Here is a 20,317-nt window from a genome sequence, read left to right on the forward strand (position 1 = left end):
ACGGCGATGAGTCGATCGTGAGCCGGCCAGTATAGAGATGGCAGCCGCCCACGGGGAGGGGGCCGGGTAAAATCCCTGGGCGTCGAGGCGAGTTCGGCCTAGCCACAGGTCTAGCTACCGCTCGGCGAATTCTTTTCTATAGTGAAGGCAGGGTCGCGACCGACATCGCCCGCCGGGCGAGCGGTGGCATTCACGGAAGCCGTCGTTGGCGACCCGCGGCGGTGTGGAGAGGCGCGTCATGATCAACCATGTCTGGGGACTTCTCACGCATCCCAATCGCGAGTGGCAGGAGATCAGCAGCGAGAACGAGACCGTTTCCCACCTCTACGGCCATCACGTGCTGCTGTTGGCGGCGGTGCCCGTCGTCTGCTCGTTCATCGGCACCACGCTGGTGGGTTGGCACTTCGGCACGTCGGAAACCGGCCTGGCGGAGCGCGTGCAGGTGGCGCCCTCCACGGCGGTCCTGCTCGCGATCATCTTCTATGCGCTGATTCTGGCTGCGGTCTGGCTGATGGGTAACGTGGTGCACTGGCTGGCCCGGCGCTATCCGTCGCGGCCGAGCCTCAACCGCTGCGTGGTGTTTGCAGGCTACATGGCGACACCGATGTTTCTGAGCGGTATCGTCGCCCTCTATCCCATCGTCTGGCTGTGCCTGCTCGCGGGTATCGTCGGTCTCTGCTACACCGCCTATCTGCTGTTTGCCGGGCTGCCGTCGTTTCTCGGCATCGACCGCGGCGAGGGCCTGCGCGCCTCCAGTGCGGCGCTGGCGATCGGTATCCTGGTGCTGGAGGCGCTGCTGGCGCTGACCGTACTGCTGTGGAGCTACGGCGCTGCGCTGGTGTGAGTAGGAAGACGCCAGACGCTGGCCTCCTGCTTCTGGCTTCTGGCTCCTGTCTCCCAAGACGCCCGCCACTATAGGCGGGCGTTTTCGTGCCGGCCGGCGGTGGACGTCGAAAGCGCGTTACTTTAGGTTAACGCTCGATCTATACAGGTCAGCGCTCGATCTCCACCGCAGGATTCCAACGATGTCACTGCTCGACCCCAGGCGCGCCGTCGCCACCGCGCTCATCGTCTGTCTGACACTGTCGCTCGCCGGCTGCGGCACGCTGTTCTATCCCGAACGCAAGGGCCAGCTGCCCGGGCGTATCGACCCCGGCGTGGCCATCGCCGACGGCGTCGGGCTGCTCTTCTTCATCGTGCCCGGCGTGATCGCCTACGCCATCGATTTCTCCAACAACACCATCTATCTGCCCAGCGAGGCGGGGGCGGGTATCGATGCCACTCATCTCGACGACCCTGCCGACACCGCCCAGGTCGATGCGCTGCTGGCCTCGCGCGGGCTGCCGCGGGGCTGGCAGGCCGAGGTGGTGCGGGTCGAACGCCCGCGGGACCTGGGCCAGGCGCTGGCCTGGATCGAGGCCTCCCGGGTCGATCTCGCCGCACGCTGAGCGTAGATATCGGTAGCCGCGTCACGTTTGGCGCGGCTGGGCTCTGCTAAGCTCTCAGGCAGGGGCGCGGCGGCGCTCCGACGCTGCCCCGCCACGGTTTGGGGCGGCGGATAATCGCCAACCGGGCTGGCCGCCGCGCTCGACGCCGTCTTGAGAGAGAGCGCATGCGCACCTTCGAGTGTCACTGCTGCCAGCCGCCGACTCGGCTGTTCTTCGATAATACCCGCTGCACCGTGTGCCATGCCGAGGTCGGATGGTGTCCGGTGTGCTCGAGCGTGACCGCGCTGATCCCGCAGGGGGTAGACTATCGCTGCGCCAATCCGGCCTGTGGCGCGACCCTGGTCAAGTGCTTCAACTACGCTCACCACGATGTCTGCAACCGCCTGCTGACGCCGGCGGACGCGGCACGCTACCACGGCCTGTGCGACTGCTGCCGTCACAACACGGTGATTCCCGATCTCTCCATCGAGGGCCATCGCGAGCGCTGGGCGGCGCTGGAGGCGGCCAAGCGACGGCTGTTCTATACCCTGGACCTGATGGGCCTGCCGCACCCGGCGCCTCAGGATGGCGTGGCTCTGCCGCTGCGTTTCGCGTTCATGGCCGATGCGCTTCCCGATGCCGGCCTGTGGCGCAGCGCCGAGGGCAGCGACAAGGTCTATACCGGCCACGCCGAGGGGCTGATCACGATCAACCTCAAGGAGGCCGACGACGTCGAGCGTGAGCGCCTGCGGGTCGACCTCAACGAGCCTCTACGCACCCTGATCGGGCACTTTCGTCACGAGATCGGCCACTACTACTGGGATCTGCTGGTCAAGGGGCAGGACGAGGCGGCCTGCCGCGCCGTGTTCGGCGATCACGACACGCCCACCTACGCCGAGGCGCTGGAGCGCTATTACGCCGAGGGGCCGATGCCCGATTGGCGCGAGCGCCATGTCTCGGCCTACGCCACCATGCATCCGTGGGAGGACTTCGCCGAGACGTTCTCGCTCTACGAGGATGTCGTCTCGGTGCTGGACACCGCCGGCGATCTGGGACTGACCCGAGCCGCTCCGGAGAGCGGCATCGATGCCATGATCCTGGCCTTCCAGCGGGTTGGAATGGGGCTCAACGAACTCAATCGTGAAATGGGACTTCTCGACGTGGTGCCGGTGATCATCACCCCGGCCATCCGCGACAAGCTGGCCTATGTCCACGATCTGGTGATCCGCGCGGCGACGGCGCCGCGCGGGTGAGGGTGGGGCTCAATCGTCGTCGTCGCCGAGGTCGCGCTCCTGGGTGCTGGCACTCTTGACCGGGCGCACCACGAAGTAGGCGCTGGCGATCGCTTCGTGCAGATTGTTGAAGCCGATCTGGAACTCGTCGATGAGCTGGTGCAACTGCTCCGGGGCGCGGGCCAGGGTCTGGACGTCGGCCTCGGCGACCTCGGCGCGCACCAGCGTCGCCACTGCCAGCGGCCGGTCGTGGTTGGGCAGGGTCTGCAGCTCCCAGCTCACTTCCTCCAGGCTGCGCAGCACCGAGCGCGGCAGGTCGTGATCCTGGAGCAGAAAGCGCAGCACGTCGGGTCCGCGCACCCGCAGCCTGACCGCCTGGCGGTACATCTGGTAGGCGGTCAGCGACTTGAGCACGCTCATCCACTGCAGGTGCTCGAACGGGATCAGCTCCTCGGGATTGCGTGGCAACAGGTTGTCCGAGCGCACGTCGAGGATCCGGGTGGTCATGTCGGCGCGCTCCAGATGCCGCCCCAGCGAGAGAAAGGTGCGCGCCTCGGTGTGGCTCAGGGTGCCTTCGATCAGCCCGGTGAGGGTCTGGCAGGCGCGTACCACGCTCTTGAGGAAGGCATCGCGGTGACGCGGCTTGAGCCCGTTCTGGGTCTGCTCCTGGATCTCCAGATAGCACTGATTGATCTCCTCCCAGATCTCCCGCGGTACCACGTCGCGGGTGGTACGCAGGTTCTCGCGGGCGTTGGCCAGGGAGGAGAGGATCGAACCGGTGTGCTCGCGGGACAGGCACAGGAAGTCGATGACGTTGCGCTCGCTACGCTCGCTGTAGAGCGCGTCGAAGGTCTCTTCGCTGCCGGTGATGTCGATCAGGGTCGACCAGCTCAGCGCAGCGCGTGCCGGCATGTCGAGCATCAGGTTGCTGTTGACGCTGATCAGGCGTGCGGTGTCCTCCGCGCGTTCGACGTAGCGGGCCATCCAGTACAGGTTTTCGGCGACACGTGACAGCATGGCTCAATCCTCCTCGGTATCGACGATCCAGGTGTCCTTGCTGCCCCCGCCCTGGGAGGAGTTGACTACCAGTGAATCCTTTACCAGCGCCACCCGGGTCAGCCCGCCCATGGTGACGTGGGTCTCCGGCCCCGAGAGGATGAACGGGCGCAGGTCGACGTGGCGCGGCTCGGGTGCGCCGTCGAACAGGGTCGGTGCGGTGGAGAGTGCCAGGGTCGGCTGTGCCATGTAGTTACGCGGATCGGCCTGGATGCGCTCGGCGAAGGCAGCGCGCTCCTCGGCAGTGGCGCGTGGGCCGATCAGCATGCCGTAGCCGCCGGATTCGTTGGCCGGCTTGACCACCAGCTCGTCGAGATGCTCGAGCACGTAGCGGCGCTCGTCGTCGAACATGCACAGGTAGCTGGGCACGTTGGGTAGCGTCGCCTCCTGGTCGAGGTAGTAGCGAATCAGCTTGGGTACGAAGGCATAGACCACCTTGTCGTCGGCGACGCCGGCGCCTGGGGCGTTGGCCAGTGCCACCTTGCCGGCGCGCCAGGCGCGCAGCAGGCCCGGCGTGCCGAGCATCGAGTCGGGGCGGAACGCCTCCGGGTCGAGGAACAGATCGTCGATCCGCCGATAGATCACGTCGACTCGCTTGAGCCCGTCGACGGTGTGCATATAGACCACGTCCTCGTCGTCGACGATCAGGTCGGAGCCCTGAACCAGTTCGACCCCCATCTGCTGCGCCAGATAGGCGTGCTCGTAGTAGGCGGAGTTGTAGATGCCGGGAGTCAAGACCACGATCTGAGGCTCGTCGCCGGGGCGCGGCGAGAGGCTGGCCAGGGTGTCGTAGAGCTGCGCCGGATAGTCATCCACCGGCAGGATGCGCCCGGTCTGGAATAGCTCCGGCAGCACGCGCTTGGTCACGTTGCGGTTCTCGAGCATGTAGGAGACGCCGGAGGGGACGCGCAGATTGTCCTCGAGCACGTAGACCGTACCGTCGCCATCACGCACCAGGTCGGAGCCGCAGATATGGGCCCAGATCCCGTGGGGTGGGTCGATACCGCGGCATTGGGGGCGAAAATTGACCGACTGGGCCAGAATCTCGCCGGGCAGGATGCCGTCCTTGATCACTTTCTGATCGTGGTAGAGGTCGTCGATGAACAGGTTGAGGGCATCGACGCGCTGCTTCAGGCCAGCCTCGATACCGCGCCACTCGCTGGCGGGGATGATGCGCGGCACGATGTCGAACGGCCAGGCGCGGTCGATGGTGCTGCCTTCGGAGTAGACGGTGAAGGTGATCCCCATGGTGCGGATCGCCACTTCGGCGGCCAGCTTGCGTTCGTTGAGCTCGCGCGGGGTGAAACTCTCCAGCATGTCGCATAGCGGCGCCGCGGCTTCGCGTGGCGCGCCGTTGGCGTCGATCAGTTCGTCGTAGAATTGCTTGCCGGGATACTGCTGCCAATCCACATTGCCCATCGCTCAAGCTCCTGCCGGCGAATCGGTCTGGCCGGTCGTCGTGTTGTTGTAGCGTTATGGCTTGCTGCCGGGCGCGATTCGATCGCCGGCGGCCCAGGTCGCCTCCTGCGACGGATGGGCTGGGGCGAAGAGCTGCCACCTTCCTTTCTGGCGCCGCTCTCTCGGTGCGTTGTCTCGGCCCGTTCCTTCAGCATAGTGAGCGCCAGGCCAGGCTGTCACCTGCGTTGTGCGATGAAGGTGACTGAGTTTTCTCGCCGTCGCGGGCCAGGCGGTGGGTGAGCGATCTGCGGCGCGCAAGACTGCAGCGACAGCACCGCCGGCCGATAAAGCGATCAGAGGTGACGCCGGCGGGTGGTGCGATTAAGCTGGCGCCAGGGCGCGCGGGCTAGGTGCGCGCCGCCGTCGGCCTGGCGTAGCGGGTCGACGCCCTGCGTGAAAATGGACGGGCCGCCCCTGGGTGGCTCGCGTGGTCCGGCAGGAGGCCGGACTCGATGCTGGCCGGATGTGCCCGTGCAAAGGTAGCAAGGCGGCGATGGCTGAGACCGACACCCGCACCACACCCTGGCTCGGTGACTATGAGACCGAGTCGGGCTTTGATCTACTGGTGACCCCGCGCGGTTCGCTGCGGCGACGCTGGCAGCCGCTGCTGGCGGCACTCGAGCGCCTCGACGGCGACACCCTGGCCCAGCGGGTCGAAGAGATTCAGCGCCTGCTGCACGAAAACGGCGTCACCTACGGCCGTTCGGCCGACGACCCGGAGAGTTTGCGCCAATGGCGGCTCGACCCGCTGCCGTTGGTGATCACGCCGACCGAGTGGCAGCATCTGGAGCGCGCGCTGCAGCAGCGCATGCGTCTGCTCGATGCGCTGCTGGCGGATATCTACGGCCCCCGGCGCATGCTCGAGGAGGGTGTGCTGCCGGCCGATGCGCTGTTCGCCAATCCGGGCTTTCTGCTCGCCTGCGACCGTCTCTACGGCAAGCGTGGGCCGGCGCTTTCCCTGCTCGCGGTGGATCTGAGCCGCGATAGCGACGGCCGCTGGTGCGTGCTCGCCGACCACCTGCAGACACCCACCGGCATGGGCTTCGCGCTGGAGAACCGGATCGCCATGGCGCGTGCCTTTCCCGGTGTCTATCGCAACGCGCCGCTGCGTCGTCTGGCGGGCTTCCTCGAGCGTCAGCACCACGCCCTGGGCGCACTCTCGCCGCTGACACTCAACCAACCGCGTATTGCGCTGCTGGCCCCGGGATCGGCGCACGCCAGTCATTTCGAACACGCCTACCTGGCCAACTATCTCAATCTGGCGCTGGTCGAGGGCAGTGATCTGGTGGTGCGCGATGCGCGGGTATGGATGCGCACCCTGGGCGGACTGGAGCCGGTGGACGTGCTGCTCAAGCAGATCGGCGATGCCTGGAGCGACCCGCTGGAGCTGGAGGCCGACTCGCTGATCGGCGTGCCCGGGCTGCTCGCGGCGATTCGCGGTGGGGGTGTCGGGGTGGCCAACCCGCCGGGTGTCGGCGTGCTGGAGAATCCACTGATCGCGGCCTATCTGCCGCGTTTGTGCGAGCGCCTGCTGGGCGAACCGCTGGCGATCTCGGGGCCCGAGTCGCACTGGTGCGGCGAGGCGGCGGGCCTGGCCTGGGCGCTTGCCGACTTCGAGCGGCTGCGCTTTCAGCGCATCGACGCCGGCCACGCGATCAGCGAGCCCAAAAGCCTGGCGCCGGCGGCACAAGCGGCGCTGCGCGCGGCGCTGGTGGCGCATCCCGAGCGCTATGTGGCGTCGCGTCCGCTGGAGGGGGCCACGGCGCCATTCATGACCCACGTCGGCGCCGGGCTGACGCCGGCGACCTTCAATCTGCGCTGCTTCGTGCAGGCGCGCTACGACGATCAGCGCCGGCCGGCGGGCTTCGAAGCGATGCCGGGGGGCGTAGCGTGGCAAGGGCTGCCCGGGGCGGCAATGGCGACGAGTCAGTGCGTCAAGGACGTGTGGGTCAGCGCTACCTCGCCGCAGCCCCACGTCAGCCGGCTGCGACGCGCGTCACAGCCGTTCGTGGTCACCCGTGACGGCGCCGACCTGCCCAGCCGGGTGGCCGAGAGCCTGTTCTGGTTGGGGCGCTACGGTGAGCGTCTGGACGGCCACGCCAGGCTGCTGCGTGAAGCGATCTATCGCCTGATGGAGCAGGATCAGGAAACCCTCGCCGACCCGGCGCTGGATGATCTGCTGCGTCTGCTGGGGCTCGAGCGGGGTCCGGCCGATTCCGCTCAGAACCGCTTCCAGCACGATCGTGAGCAGCTTCTGTCGCTGTTCAAGGAGGGGCATTCTGAGGCGCTACCCAGCTTGCTGGCGCGGCTGGTGGCCAACGGCCGGGCGGTGCGCGACCATCTCGGCGACGACGCCTGGCGGGTATTCAACCAGCTGCATCAGGAGGGCGTGCGGCTGCCGCAGGCGGGCATCCATGAGGGGCGACGCGCGGTGGAAGCGCTGATCACCCAGTCGGCGGCGTTCTTCGGCTTCTGCAACGAGACCATGCCGCACCATTACGGCTGGCGTTTCCTCGATATCGGGCGCTTCATCGAGCGTGCCATGCTCACCCTGCGTCTGCTGCGGGTGGCGCTGATCGAGGCGCTCCAGGTCGCACCCGAGAACGACGGTGGGCCGGCCGCTGGTGATGGCCTGTGGGAAGTGGTACTGGCGACTACCGACAACGCGAGCGCCTACCGCCGACGCTACCGCAGTGAGCTCTATCCGGCGGCGATTCTCGATCTGCTGCTGTTCGATGAGGGCAATCCGCGCTCGATCGGCTATATGTTCAAGCGTCTGGAGCGCCAGATCGCGCATCTACCCCAGCCGCAGGATACGCCCTATCGCAGCGACGAGGCGAGGCTGTTGATTCGCGCGCGGGCCGCGCTGCATCTGGCGGATCTCGATTCGTTGGCCGAGAGCGCGCTGATGCCGCAGGCGAGGCAGGCTCTGGCGAGCCTGCTGGACGCCCTTGCCGAGCCGCTGGCGGCACTGTCCCAGGCGATCGAGTATAGCCACTTCAGCCATGCCGAGGCGCCACGCCAGCTGATTCCGATGCAGGCACCCTGAGCACACCGTGAAGGGCGGAGTGCTTGGCTTTACGACGTGTCGGACGTGATTCTCGGGCATCCAGACAGGCGTCTCGGGTGTCGCTAGAGAGAAGTCTTGGGTATCGCTAGAGAGAAGTCGCGGGTGTCGCTAGAGAGGGAAACGGATTTCATGCGCTATCGCGTCAGCCACAGCACCCGTTACGATTACGCCGCGCCAGTCTCGCTGTGCCACAACGAGGCGCGCCTGACGCCGCGGCGCTTGACCTGGCAGCTCCCCGAACCGACCCGCCTGACGGTGACGCCGGCGCCGGCCGTACTGCAGACGCGGCGCGACGCGTTCGGCAACGAGGTCAACTACTTCAGCGTTCAAGAGGTGCATCAGAGCCTGACCGTGACTGCCGAAACCTGCTTGACCGTCGACGCTCGCCCGCAGCCGCCTTCAGTCGGCGCCTGGGAGGCAGTGCGCGCGGCCAGCCGCGAGCGGGTGGCGTGCCGGCTCTATCAGCTCGACTCGCCATTCGTCACCCGCCACGCGGCGCTTTACGACTTTGCCGCCATCAGCTTCACGCCGGGGCGGCCGCTGCTCGAGGCTGCCGCCGAACTCAATCGGCGCATCTTCGAAGATTTCATCTACGATCCCGACTACACCACGCTGGCGACACCGGTGCTCGACGTGCTCGAGGCGCGCCGCGGTGTATGTCAGGACTTCGCCCACCTGATGGTCGGCTGTCTGCGCTCACTTGGGCTCGCTGCGCGCTACGTCAGCGGCTATCTCGAAACGCGACCGCCGCCGGGTCAACCACGGCTGGTGGGGGCGGATGCCTCCCATGCCTGGAGTGCGCTCTATCTGCCGGGCTGGGGGTGGCTGGAGTTCGATCCGACCAACGGTACGCTGCCCGGTGAGCGGCATCTGATCACCGGCTGGGGCCGCGACTACGGCGACGTGCCGCCGCTGAAAGGGGTGATGAGCGGCGGCGGCTCGCATGTGCTGGAGGTGGCGGTGGATGTGGAGCCGTTGACCACCGACCCCGCCTAAAATCTTGATCTGCGACGAAAACCGGCGATACCCAGCGCCAGCATGCCCGCGACCAGCCCCCAGAATGCCGCGCCGATACCGAACAGGCTCACCCCGGAGCCGGTGACCAGGAAGGTGATCAACGCTGGCTCGCGCTGGGCCTCCTCGCGCAGCGCGCGGTGCAGGCTGCTGGCGATGGTCGGTAGCAGTGCCAGGCCGGCCAGGGCCAAGACCAGCTCCCGCGGGAGGGCGTCGAACAGGCTGCCGATCGAGCCGCCGCATACCGCCGCGAGCAGATAGAAAAGCCCCGCCCAGACCGCAGCCGGATAGCGCCGTGCCGGATCGGCGTGGACGTCACCGCCCATGCAGATTGCCGCGGTGATGGCGGCGAGGCACACGCTGAAGGCCCCGAAGGGGGCCAGCAGCAGCGTGGCTATACCGGTCCAGATCATCAGCGGCGATATCGGGGTGTCGTAGCCCGCAGCACGCAGCGTGGCGACGCCGGGCGCGTTCTGCGAGGCCATGGTGACCACGAACAGGGGCAAGCCGATGCCGAGCAGGCTGGCGAGACTGAAATGGGGCATGACGGCTGACGGCAGCGCGAACGACCAGCGTGCTGCTGCGGTATCGATCTTGCCCAGCGCGGCGGCGCACGCGAGCCCTAGTGTCAGCACCAGCAGGATGGCGTAGCGGGGCAGCCAGCGCTTGGCGATCAGATAGGTCGCTAGCATCACCAGCACCAAAGTGAACTCGTGGCCCAATGAGACGAAGGCATCGACACCGAAGCGCAGCAGCACCCCGGCCAGCATCGCCGCTGCGATCGACTGCGGGATCACCTGCATCAGCCGAGCGAACCAGCCGGTGATGCCGCAGATCAGCACCAGTAGGGCGCAGAACATGAATACCCCGATCGCTTCGTTGAGCGAGCTGCCAGGCAGGCTGACCGCGAGCAGCGCGGCGCCGGGTGTCGACCAGGCGGTGAGAATCGGCTGGCGGTAGCGCAGCGAGAGCCCGATCGAGGTGATGCCCATCGCCAGCCCAAGCGCGCTCAGCCAGGCCCCGATCTGGCTCGGTGAGGCTCCCGCAGCGGCGGCCGCCTGGAAGATGATGATCGCAGAGCTGCTATAGCCGACCAGCACGGCGACGAAGCCGGCCGTGGCGTGGGCGGGGCTGCTGTCGCGCCAGAAGTTGGAGTGGGGCATGGCGAGGATCTCGAAAAGGATTCGTGCGTTATAGCGCACGAGCTCTACGGAAGCAATGTGCGCTATAACGTACATTGCTTCTGGCACGTGCATTGCTTCTGACACGTGCATTGCCGAAGATAGCTGTGCGAACCGCCATGTAACCTAAGAGGGTGTTTACAAAATGCCTGCGCTCGACGATACGGCGTTGAAATCGACCTCAAAGTACTCATTTACACCACGTAAACTCCGTCTTTTCGGCCGATTTCGCCTTGTCTCGCCTTCGCTCGTCGAATTTGTAAACACCCTCTAAGAGGAGTTGTCATGGAAGCCGATCTTGCGGCGCTGGGTCAGCGACTCAAGGCGCGTCGCCAGGCTTGCCGGCTGAGTCTGGACGGTGTCGCCCGGGAGACCGGTGTGAGCAAGGCGATGCTGGGGCAGATCGAACGCGGGGAGTCGACTCCCACGGTGGCTACGCTGTGGAAGATCGCCAGTGGCCTGCGCGTCCCGATGAGTTACTTTCTGGCCCCCGGTCTGGCCCCGGCCAGCCGCTCATCGATCCCCTGGCACCAGGATGCCTCCGGTATGACGGTGCAGCCGCTGTTCGCCTTCGATCCCGGCCTGGGATTCGAGATGTTCGTCATCGATCTTCCGCAGGGCACGCTGAGTGAGTCGCCGGCCCATGCGCCGGGGATCGTCGAGCACGTCGTCGTTATCGAGGGCGCCATGGAGCTCGCGATCGAGGGGCAGTGGCATCGTCTCGAGGCCGGCGATGCCATGCGCTTCGCCGCAGACCGGCCCCACGCCTATCGCAATCTCGACGCGTCTAGGGCGCGAATCCACGACCTGATCCACTATCCGGCGGGCATGTGAGCGTGGTCAGACGTGCATCCTGCAGGGCCTCGGGACGGTACTTGGCGAGCAGCGCCCAGGCGATCACTGCACTCTCGATGTCAGGCTCGCCGCGGTAATCCGACGCTCGGAAGTGCATCTGGAAGGCGCGCAGCACCGCTTGGGTCCGCGCATCGCGCTCGCCGCTGACGGGTAGCGCATAACCGTAAGCGGCAAGCGCCCGCTGCAACTGAGTGAGTGTCGGTGGACAGTGTTCAAAGCGTTGCCGATAGCGGGCGACGCTATCGGCATCCGGCCAGGCGCCGATGCCGGCGGCGTAGAGGCGCTGCCAGGGAAAGGCCGGGCCCGGATCTATCTTGCGTTCTGGGGCGATATCGGCGTGACCGACGATCGCCGTGGGCGGCAGCCGATAGCGCCGAACGATGTCGCCGACCAGCGCAATGACGGCCGCGATCTGCGCCTCGGAGTAGGGCTCCCAGTGCTGCACCGCAGCGTCGTGGTTCGGGCCGCGATTGACGATCTCGATACCGATCGATGAGTCGTTGAGCTGAGTGCGGTCCTCCCAGGCGCTGACGCCGGCGTGCCAGGCGCGCTTTTGCTCGTCGACCAGCTGCCACACCACCGGCTCGCCACCCCGCTCCTCGGGCATGCGCGCGACCACATAGTGCGCGCTGACCCTGGGGCCCATCAGCGTTTTCAGTGCGCGCGGCGCCTCGGAATCGGTGTAGTGCAATACCACGTAGCGCACACGTTCATTGAACGCGCTCGACTGCTGGCGGCGATCTGCCACATAGCCGTCGCGCTGCGCCAGGCCGGAACTGGCACAGCCGGCGATGACGGTGAACAGAGCGGCGAAGACCGCCAGTTGCCAGGTGCGTGCAGGCAAGGTCTTGCATCTCGGAGATATCACGGTGTGTCATTTTCCAAGCTGAAAGTTCCAGCGGTAGTAGTTCCTGGGGGCCGATGTCTGATATTGGCGGCAGTCGGCCGCTAAGGCGCATGGTAGTCGTCTAGCATAGCCCTGGCGGCAACGCTCTACACCAGTCGGTATGCGGGCTTTGCCCATGGCAAAAAAATATGTACCAAATGGTCCACTCGATGGGGTCGAGCGGTATGAGAAAGTTCATTATACAGCGCTACCTGAGTTGCTTTATCTACGTTGCACGGTGGGTATCCGGAAAGCCGCTTATTAACCAGTGGTAAGCAAAAAATATCATTGCAAAAGGGTTGCATGTTGCGATTTTAGCGCAATAATGTGAGGGCCAATCAATCTGCAACGGAACTCAGAATGTCTCTTCTCAGTGACTACGTCAAAAAGGAACAGCTCCTTAAGCAGTTAGAAGAAGAGCTGAAGCGTATGGAAGGTGACCAGCGCCTCAAGGCCGAGCTCGAATTCAAAGAGAAGCTCGAGGCCCTGATGGCGGAGTATGGTAAGTCCGCTTCCGACGTCATCGAACTGCTCAGCCCGCGTCCCAGCAGTGCTGCTGCCAGTACTCAACCCGCAAGCGCTGGCGGTCGTCGCAAACGCAAGCTCAAGATCTACAAGAACCCCAATACGGGTGAAGTGGTCGAGACGCGTGGCGGCAACCACAAAACGCTGAAAGCGTGGAAAGAAGAGCACGGCGGCGACACCGTGGAGTCTTGGGTCGTGCGCACCGAAGAGTGATCCGATTCGACGCCCGGCGAGTGTGGCAGGCAGCTGGAAAGCCTTCTGACACAGCCTTGGCCGTGCTCGAGCAGGTCGCCAGAGAAAGAGCGTCTACCCGATAAGGGTGGGCGCTCTTTGTTGTCAAGCCTTTTCATGTCGTCTCGCTTTTCCAAGACCTTACCGCATCCTTGCCGTCAGTTGGGCACTGAAGCGAACCCCATTTAGGGTGTCTACGCGATAGATGATTTCGCGGCAGAATTCCGCTATGCTTTTCGACGACCCGCTGAAAGCCTGTTGTGGGGGCCGCGTTCGCTCCCGTTTGCGCACGCTCCTGTCTAGAGTGGTTTGTTTAGAGAGGTTCGTCCGGCCGTCACAGGCGTGTTCCTGTTCGGGTCATTCATCTCAACTGCCTACACCTGACGGTGTCTGGCCATTGCTGCCAACGATCGTTACTCTATGCCACGCCAACACATGAACGAACGCGATAAACTCCGTAAGTTCCGAGAATTGGATGATGCTTTCGCGCAGGCGCTACGAGAGCTCGACGGTGGTTCACGTCAAGCCTCTTCGTCCCCCGTCGATGAACGCCCACGGTTCGAAGATCGCCTCCATGCGCTGATGTCGGAGTATGCACTGAGCCAGCAATGCGTGCTCGATATGCTGACGACACTGACCCGGTTGAAATATCTTTCTTGAAGTGCGTACGTGCCGTTTTTAGCCTGATGTGACTTATCTCGCGCTGTTTCCGCCTGGAAACGTAGCGTTGCGTTATGTGAGAGCGTGGCGTTACGTGATGTTATGTGGATACGTAGCGTCGCGGTATGCAAAAACCGGGATTGCGACAACATTTACCGAAGTCCCTTATGCGATTGTCGCGAGTTAAAGTATTCCGCGACGCTAGGTGGCGTTTTATGCAATTGTCCAATAGTTTTAAGCATGTCAGCGCCTGCCTGCCAGCGAACCACTGCCTGCTGGTCGATCCTCTTTCGGCGTTCTGCCAATTGGCCTCGTCGAACCGCCGATAGCGTAGGCCTAGCGGGCGGTGTCTCGCGGTTTCGATCTGCCCGGAGCGCGCCACGCAGACCAAAACCCTTTACCATTGGCACCAGCTATCCTGTGCTCGATGGTCGTCGCGGTAGCGGTATCGCGGCGCTCGGGCGCTCTCATTCGAAGTCGAAGGAACCGCAATGCGAATCACGATTTTCGGCACGGGCTACGTCGGCCTGGTCACGGGGGCCTGTCTGGCGGATGCAGGTCACGACGTCATGTGCATGGATATCGACGAACACAAGGTCGCGCGGCTCAAGCGTGGCGAGATTCCGATCTACGAGCCCGGGTTGGAAGCGCTGGTCACCGAGAACGTGGCCCACGGGCGGCTGACCTTTACCACCGATGTCCGCCAGGCGGTGGCATTCGGGACGCTGCAGTTCATCGCCGTAGGCACGCCGCCCGATGAGGACGGCAGCGCCGACCTGCAGTACGTGCTCGCCGTGGCGCGCTCGATCGGTGAGCATATGGACGCCTACAAGGTGGTGGTCGATAAATCCACCGTGCCGGTGGGCACCGCCGATCGCGTGCACGAGGCGATTGCCGAGACCCTCGCCGGGCGCGGCGTCGAGCTGCCGTTCGATGTCTGCTCCAACCCCGAGTTTCTCAAGGAGGGCGCTGCGATCGAGGACTTCACCCACGGCGCGCGGATCGTGGTGGGGACCGACGCCGAACGCGTCAAGGCGCTCATGCGCGAGTGCTACGCGCCTTACAACCGGCGCGCCGAGAAGCTGATGTTCATGGACGTGCGCAGCGCCGAGCTGACCAAGTACGCCGCCAACGCCATGCTGGCGACCAAGATCAGCTTCATGAACGAAATCGCCAACCTGGCCGAGCGCTTGGGCGCCGACGTCGAGAACGTGCGCCGGGGGATCGGCAGCGACCCGCGTATCGGCTATCACTTCATCTATCCGGGCTGTGGCTACGGCGGCTCCTGCTTCCCCAAGGACGTCCAGGCGCTGTCGCGCACCGCGGCCCAGATCGGTTATCCGGCACAGCTGCTGGAAGCGGTGGAAGCGGTCAACGAGCGTCAGAAGGCCACGCTGTTCGCGAAGCTCGAACAGGCGTTCGATGGCGCCCTGGCGGGCAAGGTGGTGGCGATCTGGGGACTAGCATTCAAGCCCAACACCGACGACATGCGTGAAGCGCCGAGCCGAGCGCTGATGGAAGCGCTGTGGGCCGCCGGTGCCAAGGTGCGTGCCTTCGACCCCGAGGCGATGGAGGAGTGCACCCGGCTTTATGGCGAGCGCGACGACCTGACTTTGGTCGACGCCCGTGACGAGGCGGTGATGGGGGCCGATGCGCTGGTCATTTGCACCGAGTGGAAGTCTTTCCGGACGGTCGATTTCGCTCAGCTCAAGCGGGAACTCACCACGCCGGTAATCGTCGATGGCCGCAATCTGTTCGACCCGCTGGCGGTGCGCGACGCCGGGCTGCTCTATTTCGCTGTGGGGCGCGGCGACTCGCTCGCGCAACAGGCGCCGCGCGCACGGTGATCGCGTGGTGATAGAGAGAGGTACCGCGACCGGCAGGTCGCGGTGGTCTCGACGTCAGGCGGGCTCGGCCTGAGATATCATAGATTTATTATCTATCGACCCACTAAGGACGTCAGCACATGTTGATTCCCGTGGTGCTCGCCGGCGGCGCCGGTACCCGGCTGTGGCCGATGTCGCGGGCAAGCTTTCCCAAGCAGTTCCTGCCTGTGGTAGGGCCGCGCAGCATGCTGCTCGAGACCCTGGATCGCTTCATCAGCCTCGAACCTGCTGATCCTATCGTGGTCTGCCAGGAAGCGCATCGCTTCGTGCTCGCCGAGCAGCTGCGCGAGGCGGGCTGGCGCGCGGAGATTCTGCTCGAGCCGGCGCCGCGCAATACCGCGCCGGCCATTGCCCTGGCCGCGCTGCAGGCGATGGTGCGGGATCCCGACGCCATGCTGCTGGTACTGCCGGCGGATCACGCCATCCGTGACCCCGAGGCGCTGCGCGCGGCGCTGGGGCCGGCCCAGGCGGCGGCTCGCCAGGGCCGGCTGGTGACCTTCGGAGTGACCCCAACCCGCGCCGAGACCGGCTACGGCTATATCGAGGCCAGCGAGTCGCCGAGTGAAGCATTCGCGGTGCCGATCCAGCGCTTCGTCGAGAAGCCCGACGCCGCGACCGCCGAAGCCTATCTCGCCAGCGGCCGCTATCTGTGGAACAGCGGCATGTTCCTGATGCGCGCCGACCGCTATCTGGAGGAGCTGGGCGCACACCGTCCGGACATGCTCGATGCGGTGACCGCCGCCTGGGAGGCGCGCCAGTCGGATCTCGATTTTCTGCGCGTGGCACCGGCGCCCTTCGCCGCCTGCGAAGCCGAATCGGTGGATTTCGCGGTGATGGAGAATACCGCCGAGGGCTGCGTGGTGGCGCTCGACGCCGGCTGGTCCGATGTCGGCTCGTGGCAAGCGCTATGGGAGATCGCCGACAAGGATGCCGCGGGCAATGCGCTCAGTGGCGACGTCATCACCGAAGACGTGCACGGTAGTCTGATCCGCGCCGAGAGCCGCCTGGTCACGGCAGTGGGGGTCGACGATCTGCTGATCGTGGAGACCCCGGATGCGGTGCTGGTGACCCACCGCGAGCAGGCCCAGGAGGTCAAGCGGATCGCCGCGGCGCTCAAGCGCGACAATCGCAGCGAGTGGGATCTCCACCGTCGCGTTCATCGCCCCTGGGGCAGCTACGATGGCGTGCATCGCGCCGCGCGCTATCAGGTCAAGCATATCTGCGTGGCGCCGGGTGGGCGCCTCTCGCTGCAGCAGCACTTCCACCGCGCCGAGCACTGGGTTGTGGTGTGCGGTACCGCACGGGTGACCTGTGGCGACGACACCTTCCTGCTGACCGAGAACCAGTCCACCTATATCCCGCTGGGGGTGGTGCACCGGCTCGAGAATCCGGGCAAGATCCCGCTCGAACTGATCGAGATCCAGAGCGGCAGCTATCTGGGCGAGGACGACATCGAGCGTTTCGACGACGTCTATCGGCGCGACTAGACATCTATCGGCGCGACTAGACGTCTTCGGCGGGCCGTTTGGTGTCGACGGCCCGCGTCTCGCCGTGGCTGGAGGCGCCGCTGCGCTCGGCGGCCGCGGTCAGGTGGTCGACCATCTCGCGCGCGATCAGCGGCAGCGAGTCGTAGTCGCGCATGCCGATCACCAGTTCGCGCTCGGCCCAGGTGTCGCTCAGCGGGACCGTCGCCAGCGACAGGCTACCGCGGTAGGCCGAGACCGCGCGTGCCGGCAGAATGCCCACCCCCATGCCGCGATCGATCATGCGGCAGATCCCCTCGAAGCTGCGCACCTGGATGCGCATGCGCAGCGCGCGCTTCAGGCGCTGGGCGTCCTGCTGCAGCAGACTGTGCAGCGAGGAGTCCTGCTCCAGCCCGATGAAGTCGTAGTCCAGGGTCTCGGCGAAGGCGATGCTGGCGTGCCCGGCGAGCGGATGGTCGCTGGCGGTCACCAGTGCCAGGCGGTCGCGGCGATAGGCGCGGGTCTGCAGCTCGGCGGCGGGAATATGCGCTGAGAAGATGCCGATATCGGTGAGCCCTTCGCGCACCGCGGCGATGATCTCGTGGCTCAGGCGCTCCTGCATGTCGATGCGGATCTGCGGGTAGCGCCAGGTGAAGTCGCTCAGATCCTCGGGCAGGAACTCGATCACCGCTGAGGTGTTGGCGTGCATGCGCACATGCCCGCGGACCCCCACGCTGTACTCGCTCAGATCCGCGGTCAGATGGTCGAGGCTATCGAGCATGTGGCGTGCGTGGTGCAGCAGCGCATGCCCCGCCGGGGTCAGCTCGACGCCGCGGGGGCGTCGGTAGAGCAGGGCGGTCGAGAGCTGCGTCTCGAGATCGCTGATGCGTTTGCTCACCGCCGCCAGCGCCAGGTGCTCGCGCGCCGCCGCCCGGGTCAGGCTGTGCGAGTCGGCGATGGCGATGAACAGGCGCAGGGTGGTGAAATCGAGTCGCTTCATGATGGGCCGCAGGCTGGCGATGGGCCCCCGAGCCTAACTCAGCTTTCGCCTTTGGCGAAGCCTTGCTTGACGATTGCGCAATTGTCGCCGTCGCCGGGCTACGCCATGCTGGCGGGCATCCGCGGCCGGCGCGCGCCACCCTTTATGGTGCCGGCGCCTGTCGCTGCCAATCATGGGAGAAGGCGATGTCGGCAAGCGACGGTGCCCAGGCTCTGGCCGGGCTCAAGGTGATCGAACTGGGACAGCTGATCGCGGGCCCCTTCGCCAGCAAGCTGCTGGGCGAATTCGGCGCCGATGTGATCAAGATCGAGCCGCCCGGCACGGGGGACCCGCTGCGCAAATGGCGCGTGCTGAAGGACGGCACTTCGCTGTGGTGGCACGTGCAGACCCGCAACAAGCGCTCGCTGGCGCTGGACCTGCGCACGGCCGAGGGGCAGGCGGTGGTGCGCCGACTGGTGGCGGAGGCGGACATCGTGATCGAGAACTTCCGCCCCGGCACGCTGGAGCAGTGGGATCTGGGCTGGGAGGCGCTGAGCGAGCTCAATCCGCGGCTGATCATGGTGCGCATCTCCGGCTATGGCCAGACCGGTCCCTACCGCGATCGCCCGGGCTTTGGCGTGATCGGTGAGGCCATGGGCGGCCTGCGCTATCTTTCCGGCCACCCGGACCAGCCCTCGGTGCGGGTCGGTATCAGCATCGGCGACTCGCTGTCGGCGCTCTACGGCGTGATCGGCGCGCTGCTCGCGCTGCAGGAGCGCCAGCGCAGCGGTCGCGGCCAGTATATCGACGTCGCCCTCTACGAGTCGGTCTTCGCCATGATGGAGAGTCTGCTGCCCGAGTACGACGCCGCCGGCGTGGTGCGCGAACCTGCCGGCAGCGCGCTGCCCGGTATCACCCCCTCCAACGCCTATCGCTGCGCCGGCGGCGAATACGTGCTGATCGCCGGCAACGGCGACAGCATCTTCAAACGCTTGATGCAGGCGATCGGGCGTGACGATCTGGCCGCTGACCCGCGCTTCGCCCACAACGACGGTCGCAGCCAGCACGCCGAACTGATCGACGGTGCGATCGAGGCGTGGACCCGTCAGCACCCGCGGGATCAGGTCCTGGACACCCTCGAGAACGCCCAGGTGCCGGTAGGTTACCCCTACACCGCCGAAGATATCGTCGCCGACCCGCACTATCTGGCCCGCGAGATGATCGAGCGCGTGCGCCTGGATGACGGCGCCGAACTCAAGGTGCCCGGGGTGCTGCCCAAGCTGAGCCGCACGCCGGGGCGTATCCACGGCGGCGGCCCGGCGCTGGGACAGCACACCCAGGATGTGCTCGACGAGCTCGGCATCGACCGCGAAACCCAGGCCAGAATGCGCGAGCGGGGGGTGATCTGATGGCTCGCCATACGCTGACGCCGGCCAGCGGCATGCCGCGGGGCAGCGAGCGGGTGACGCTCAACGAGGTAGCACCCCGCGATGGCCTGCAAATCGAGTCTCGATTCGTGCCCACGGCGGAGAAGATCCGCTGGATCGATGCGCTGTCGCGCACCGGAGTGGCCAAGATCGAGGCGACCTCCTTCACCTCACCTAAAGCGATTCCCACGCTGCGCGATGCCGAGGCGGTGATGCAGGGGATCGAGCGCGTCGCCGGGGTCGATTACGCCGTCCTGGTGCCCAACGAGAAGGGCGCCGAGCGTGCCCTGGCGGTGGGTGTCGACGAGATCAATCTGGTGCTCTCGGCCAGCGATAGCCACGGCCGTGCCAATCTACGTATGAGCGCCGAGCAGTCGCTTTCACGCTTCGCCGGCATTGTCGAGCTCACCCGCGACAGCGGGGTCCGGGTCAACGCCTCGATCTCCACCGCCTTCGGCTGTCCGTTCGAGGGCAGGGTGGCGCAGCGACGGGTGATGGAGATCATCGAACGCCTGCTGGCGCTGGGCATACAGGGCATCAGCCTGTGCGATACCACCGGCATGGCCAATCCGCAGCAGGTCGCGACCCTGTGCGGCGCGGTGCTGGCGCGCTGGCCGTGGCTGGCGCTGACCCTGCACGTCCACGACACCCGCGGGATGGGGCTGGTCAACGCCTTCAGCGCCTGGCAGCAGGGGGTGACGCGCTTCGACGCTGCCCTGGGTGGCCTGGGCGGTTGCCCCTTCGCGCCGGGGGCCAGCGGTAATGTGTGCACCGAGGATCTGGCCCACATGTTCGCCCAGATGGGCGTGGAGACCGGCGTCGATCTGGCGCGCCTGCTCGCCGTGGCCGAGGCGCTGCCGGCGCTGGTCGGCCATGCGGTGCCCGGCCAGGTGGTCAAGGCCGGTACCGCCGAGCGGCGCTATCCGCTGCCCACGGGGAGCGAATAGCGAGTCGCGCTGGCCCGGGC

Annotated in this window: 17 protein-coding genes; 12 read left to right on the forward strand and 5 right to left on the reverse strand. The window is 65.9% G+C overall.

Features of this window, described 5'->3' with window-relative positions; all coding sequences use genetic code 11:
• Positions 1-238: 238 nt before the first annotated feature.
• The 3 genes from J0A90_RS00680 (at position 239) to J0A90_RS00690 (ending at position 2,680) form a co-directional block, all read left to right on the forward strand.
• Complete coding sequence (locus tag J0A90_RS00680; RefSeq protein ID WP_207037245.1) at positions 239-844, forward strand: Yip1 family protein; 606 nt, start codon at positions 239-241, stop codon at positions 842-844.
• 181 nt (positions 845-1,025) lie between these two features.
• The gene (locus J0A90_RS00685) at positions 1,026-1,448 is read left to right on the forward strand and encodes a hypothetical protein (protein ID WP_207037244.1); all 423 of its coding nucleotides are present in this window, start codon (positions 1,026-1,028) and stop codon (positions 1,446-1,448) included.
• A gap of 164 nt (positions 1,449-1,612) precedes the next feature.
• Entirely contained in the window at positions 1,613-2,680 is a 1,068-nt protein-coding gene (locus J0A90_RS00690; RefSeq protein WP_207037243.1) for a putative zinc-binding metallopeptidase, read from the forward strand.
• A gap of 9 nt (positions 2,681-2,689) precedes the next feature.
• Here J0A90_RS00690 and J0A90_RS00695 read toward each other — a convergent pair whose 3' ends face one another.
• On the reverse strand, positions 2,690-3,676 hold the full coding sequence (locus J0A90_RS00695; protein WP_207037242.1) for an alpha-E domain-containing protein: 987 nt from the start codon (positions 3,674-3,676) through the stop codon (positions 2,690-2,692).
• Between the two features lie 3 nt (positions 3,677-3,679).
• A complete protein-coding gene (locus J0A90_RS00700; RefSeq protein WP_207037241.1) occupies positions 3,680-5,134 on the reverse strand; it encodes a circularly permuted type 2 ATP-grasp protein in 1,455 nt (484 codons plus the stop codon).
• A 532-nt stretch (positions 5,135-5,666) separates the two neighbouring features.
• On the opposite strand from J0A90_RS00700, the gene J0A90_RS00705 reads away from it, so the two are divergent.
• Complete coding sequence (locus tag J0A90_RS00705) at positions 5,667-8,222, forward strand: circularly permuted type 2 ATP-grasp protein (protein WP_207037240.1); 2,556 nt, start codon at positions 5,667-5,669, stop codon at positions 8,220-8,222.
• A 150-nt stretch (positions 8,223-8,372) separates the two neighbouring features.
• A complete protein-coding gene (locus J0A90_RS00710) occupies positions 8,373-9,239 on the forward strand; it encodes a transglutaminase family protein (protein WP_207037239.1) in 867 nt (288 codons plus the stop codon).
• Here J0A90_RS00710 and J0A90_RS00715 read toward each other — a convergent pair.
• The gene (locus J0A90_RS00715; protein ID WP_207037238.1) at positions 9,236-10,420 is read right to left on the reverse strand and encodes a benzoate/H(+) symporter BenE family transporter; all 1,185 of its coding nucleotides are present in this window, start codon (positions 10,418-10,420) and stop codon (positions 9,236-9,238) included. The genes J0A90_RS00710 and J0A90_RS00715 overlap by 4 nt on opposite strands.
• 303 nt (positions 10,421-10,723) lie before the next feature.
• Here J0A90_RS00715 and J0A90_RS00720 point away from each other — a divergent pair, with 303 nt between their 5' ends.
• Entirely contained in the window at positions 10,724-11,272 is a 549-nt protein-coding gene (locus J0A90_RS00720; protein ID WP_207037237.1) for a helix-turn-helix domain-containing protein, read from the forward strand.
• Here the strand turns inward: J0A90_RS00720 and J0A90_RS00725 are convergent.
• Positions 11,226-12,137, reverse strand: coding sequence for an N-acetylmuramoyl-L-alanine amidase (locus J0A90_RS00725; RefSeq protein WP_207037236.1), 912 nt, complete (start codon positions 12,135-12,137; stop codon positions 11,226-11,228). The genes J0A90_RS00720 and J0A90_RS00725 overlap by 47 nt on opposite strands.
• A gap of 402 nt (positions 12,138-12,539) precedes the next feature.
• Here J0A90_RS00725 and J0A90_RS00730 point away from each other — a divergent pair, with 402 nt between their 5' ends.
• From J0A90_RS00730 to J0A90_RS00745, 4 genes are all read left to right on the forward strand, one after another.
• Positions 12,540-12,917: a histone-like nucleoid-structuring protein, MvaT/MvaU family gene (locus J0A90_RS00730; RefSeq protein WP_207037235.1), complete on the forward strand. Its 378-nt coding sequence runs from the start codon at positions 12,540-12,542 to the stop codon at positions 12,915-12,917.
• A 453-nt stretch (positions 12,918-13,370) separates the two neighbouring features.
• Positions 13,371-13,595: a hypothetical protein gene (locus tag J0A90_RS00735; RefSeq protein ID WP_207037234.1), complete on the forward strand. Its 225-nt coding sequence runs from the start codon at positions 13,371-13,373 to the stop codon at positions 13,593-13,595.
• Positions 13,596-14,086: 491 nt separating this feature from the next.
• On the forward strand, positions 14,087-15,442 hold the full coding sequence (locus J0A90_RS00740) for a UDP-glucose/GDP-mannose dehydrogenase family protein (protein WP_207037233.1): 1,356 nt from the start codon (positions 14,087-14,089) through the stop codon (positions 15,440-15,442).
• A gap of 119 nt (positions 15,443-15,561) precedes the next feature.
• Entirely contained in the window at positions 15,562-16,968 is a 1,407-nt protein-coding gene (locus J0A90_RS00745) for a mannose-1-phosphate guanylyltransferase/mannose-6-phosphate isomerase (protein WP_207037232.1), read from the forward strand.
• Positions 16,969-16,984: 16 nt separating this feature from the next.
• Here J0A90_RS00745 and J0A90_RS00750 read toward each other — a convergent pair whose 3' ends face one another.
• Positions 16,985-17,944 (reverse strand): LysR family transcriptional regulator, encoded by a 960-nt coding sequence (locus J0A90_RS00750; protein WP_207037231.1) that lies wholly within the window; start codon positions 17,942-17,944, stop codon positions 16,985-16,987.
• A 185-nt stretch (positions 17,945-18,129) separates the two neighbouring features.
• Here J0A90_RS00750 and J0A90_RS00755 point away from each other — a divergent pair, with 185 nt between their 5' ends.
• The gene (locus tag J0A90_RS00755; protein WP_207037230.1) at positions 18,130-19,332 is read left to right on the forward strand and encodes a CaiB/BaiF CoA-transferase family protein; all 1,203 of its coding nucleotides are present in this window, start codon (positions 18,130-18,132) and stop codon (positions 19,330-19,332) included.
• The gene (locus J0A90_RS00760; RefSeq protein ID WP_233076382.1) at positions 19,332-20,297 is read left to right on the forward strand and encodes a hydroxymethylglutaryl-CoA lyase; all 966 of its coding nucleotides are present in this window, start codon (positions 19,332-19,334) and stop codon (positions 20,295-20,297) included. Before J0A90_RS00755 ends, J0A90_RS00760 begins: the two co-directional genes overlap by 1 nt.
• Positions 20,298-20,317: the final 20 nt, after the last annotated feature.

The sequence above is a fragment of the Salinicola sp. DM10 genome (assembly GCF_017306975.2).
GTDB lineage: Bacteria > Pseudomonadota > Gammaproteobacteria > Pseudomonadales > Halomonadaceae > Salinicola.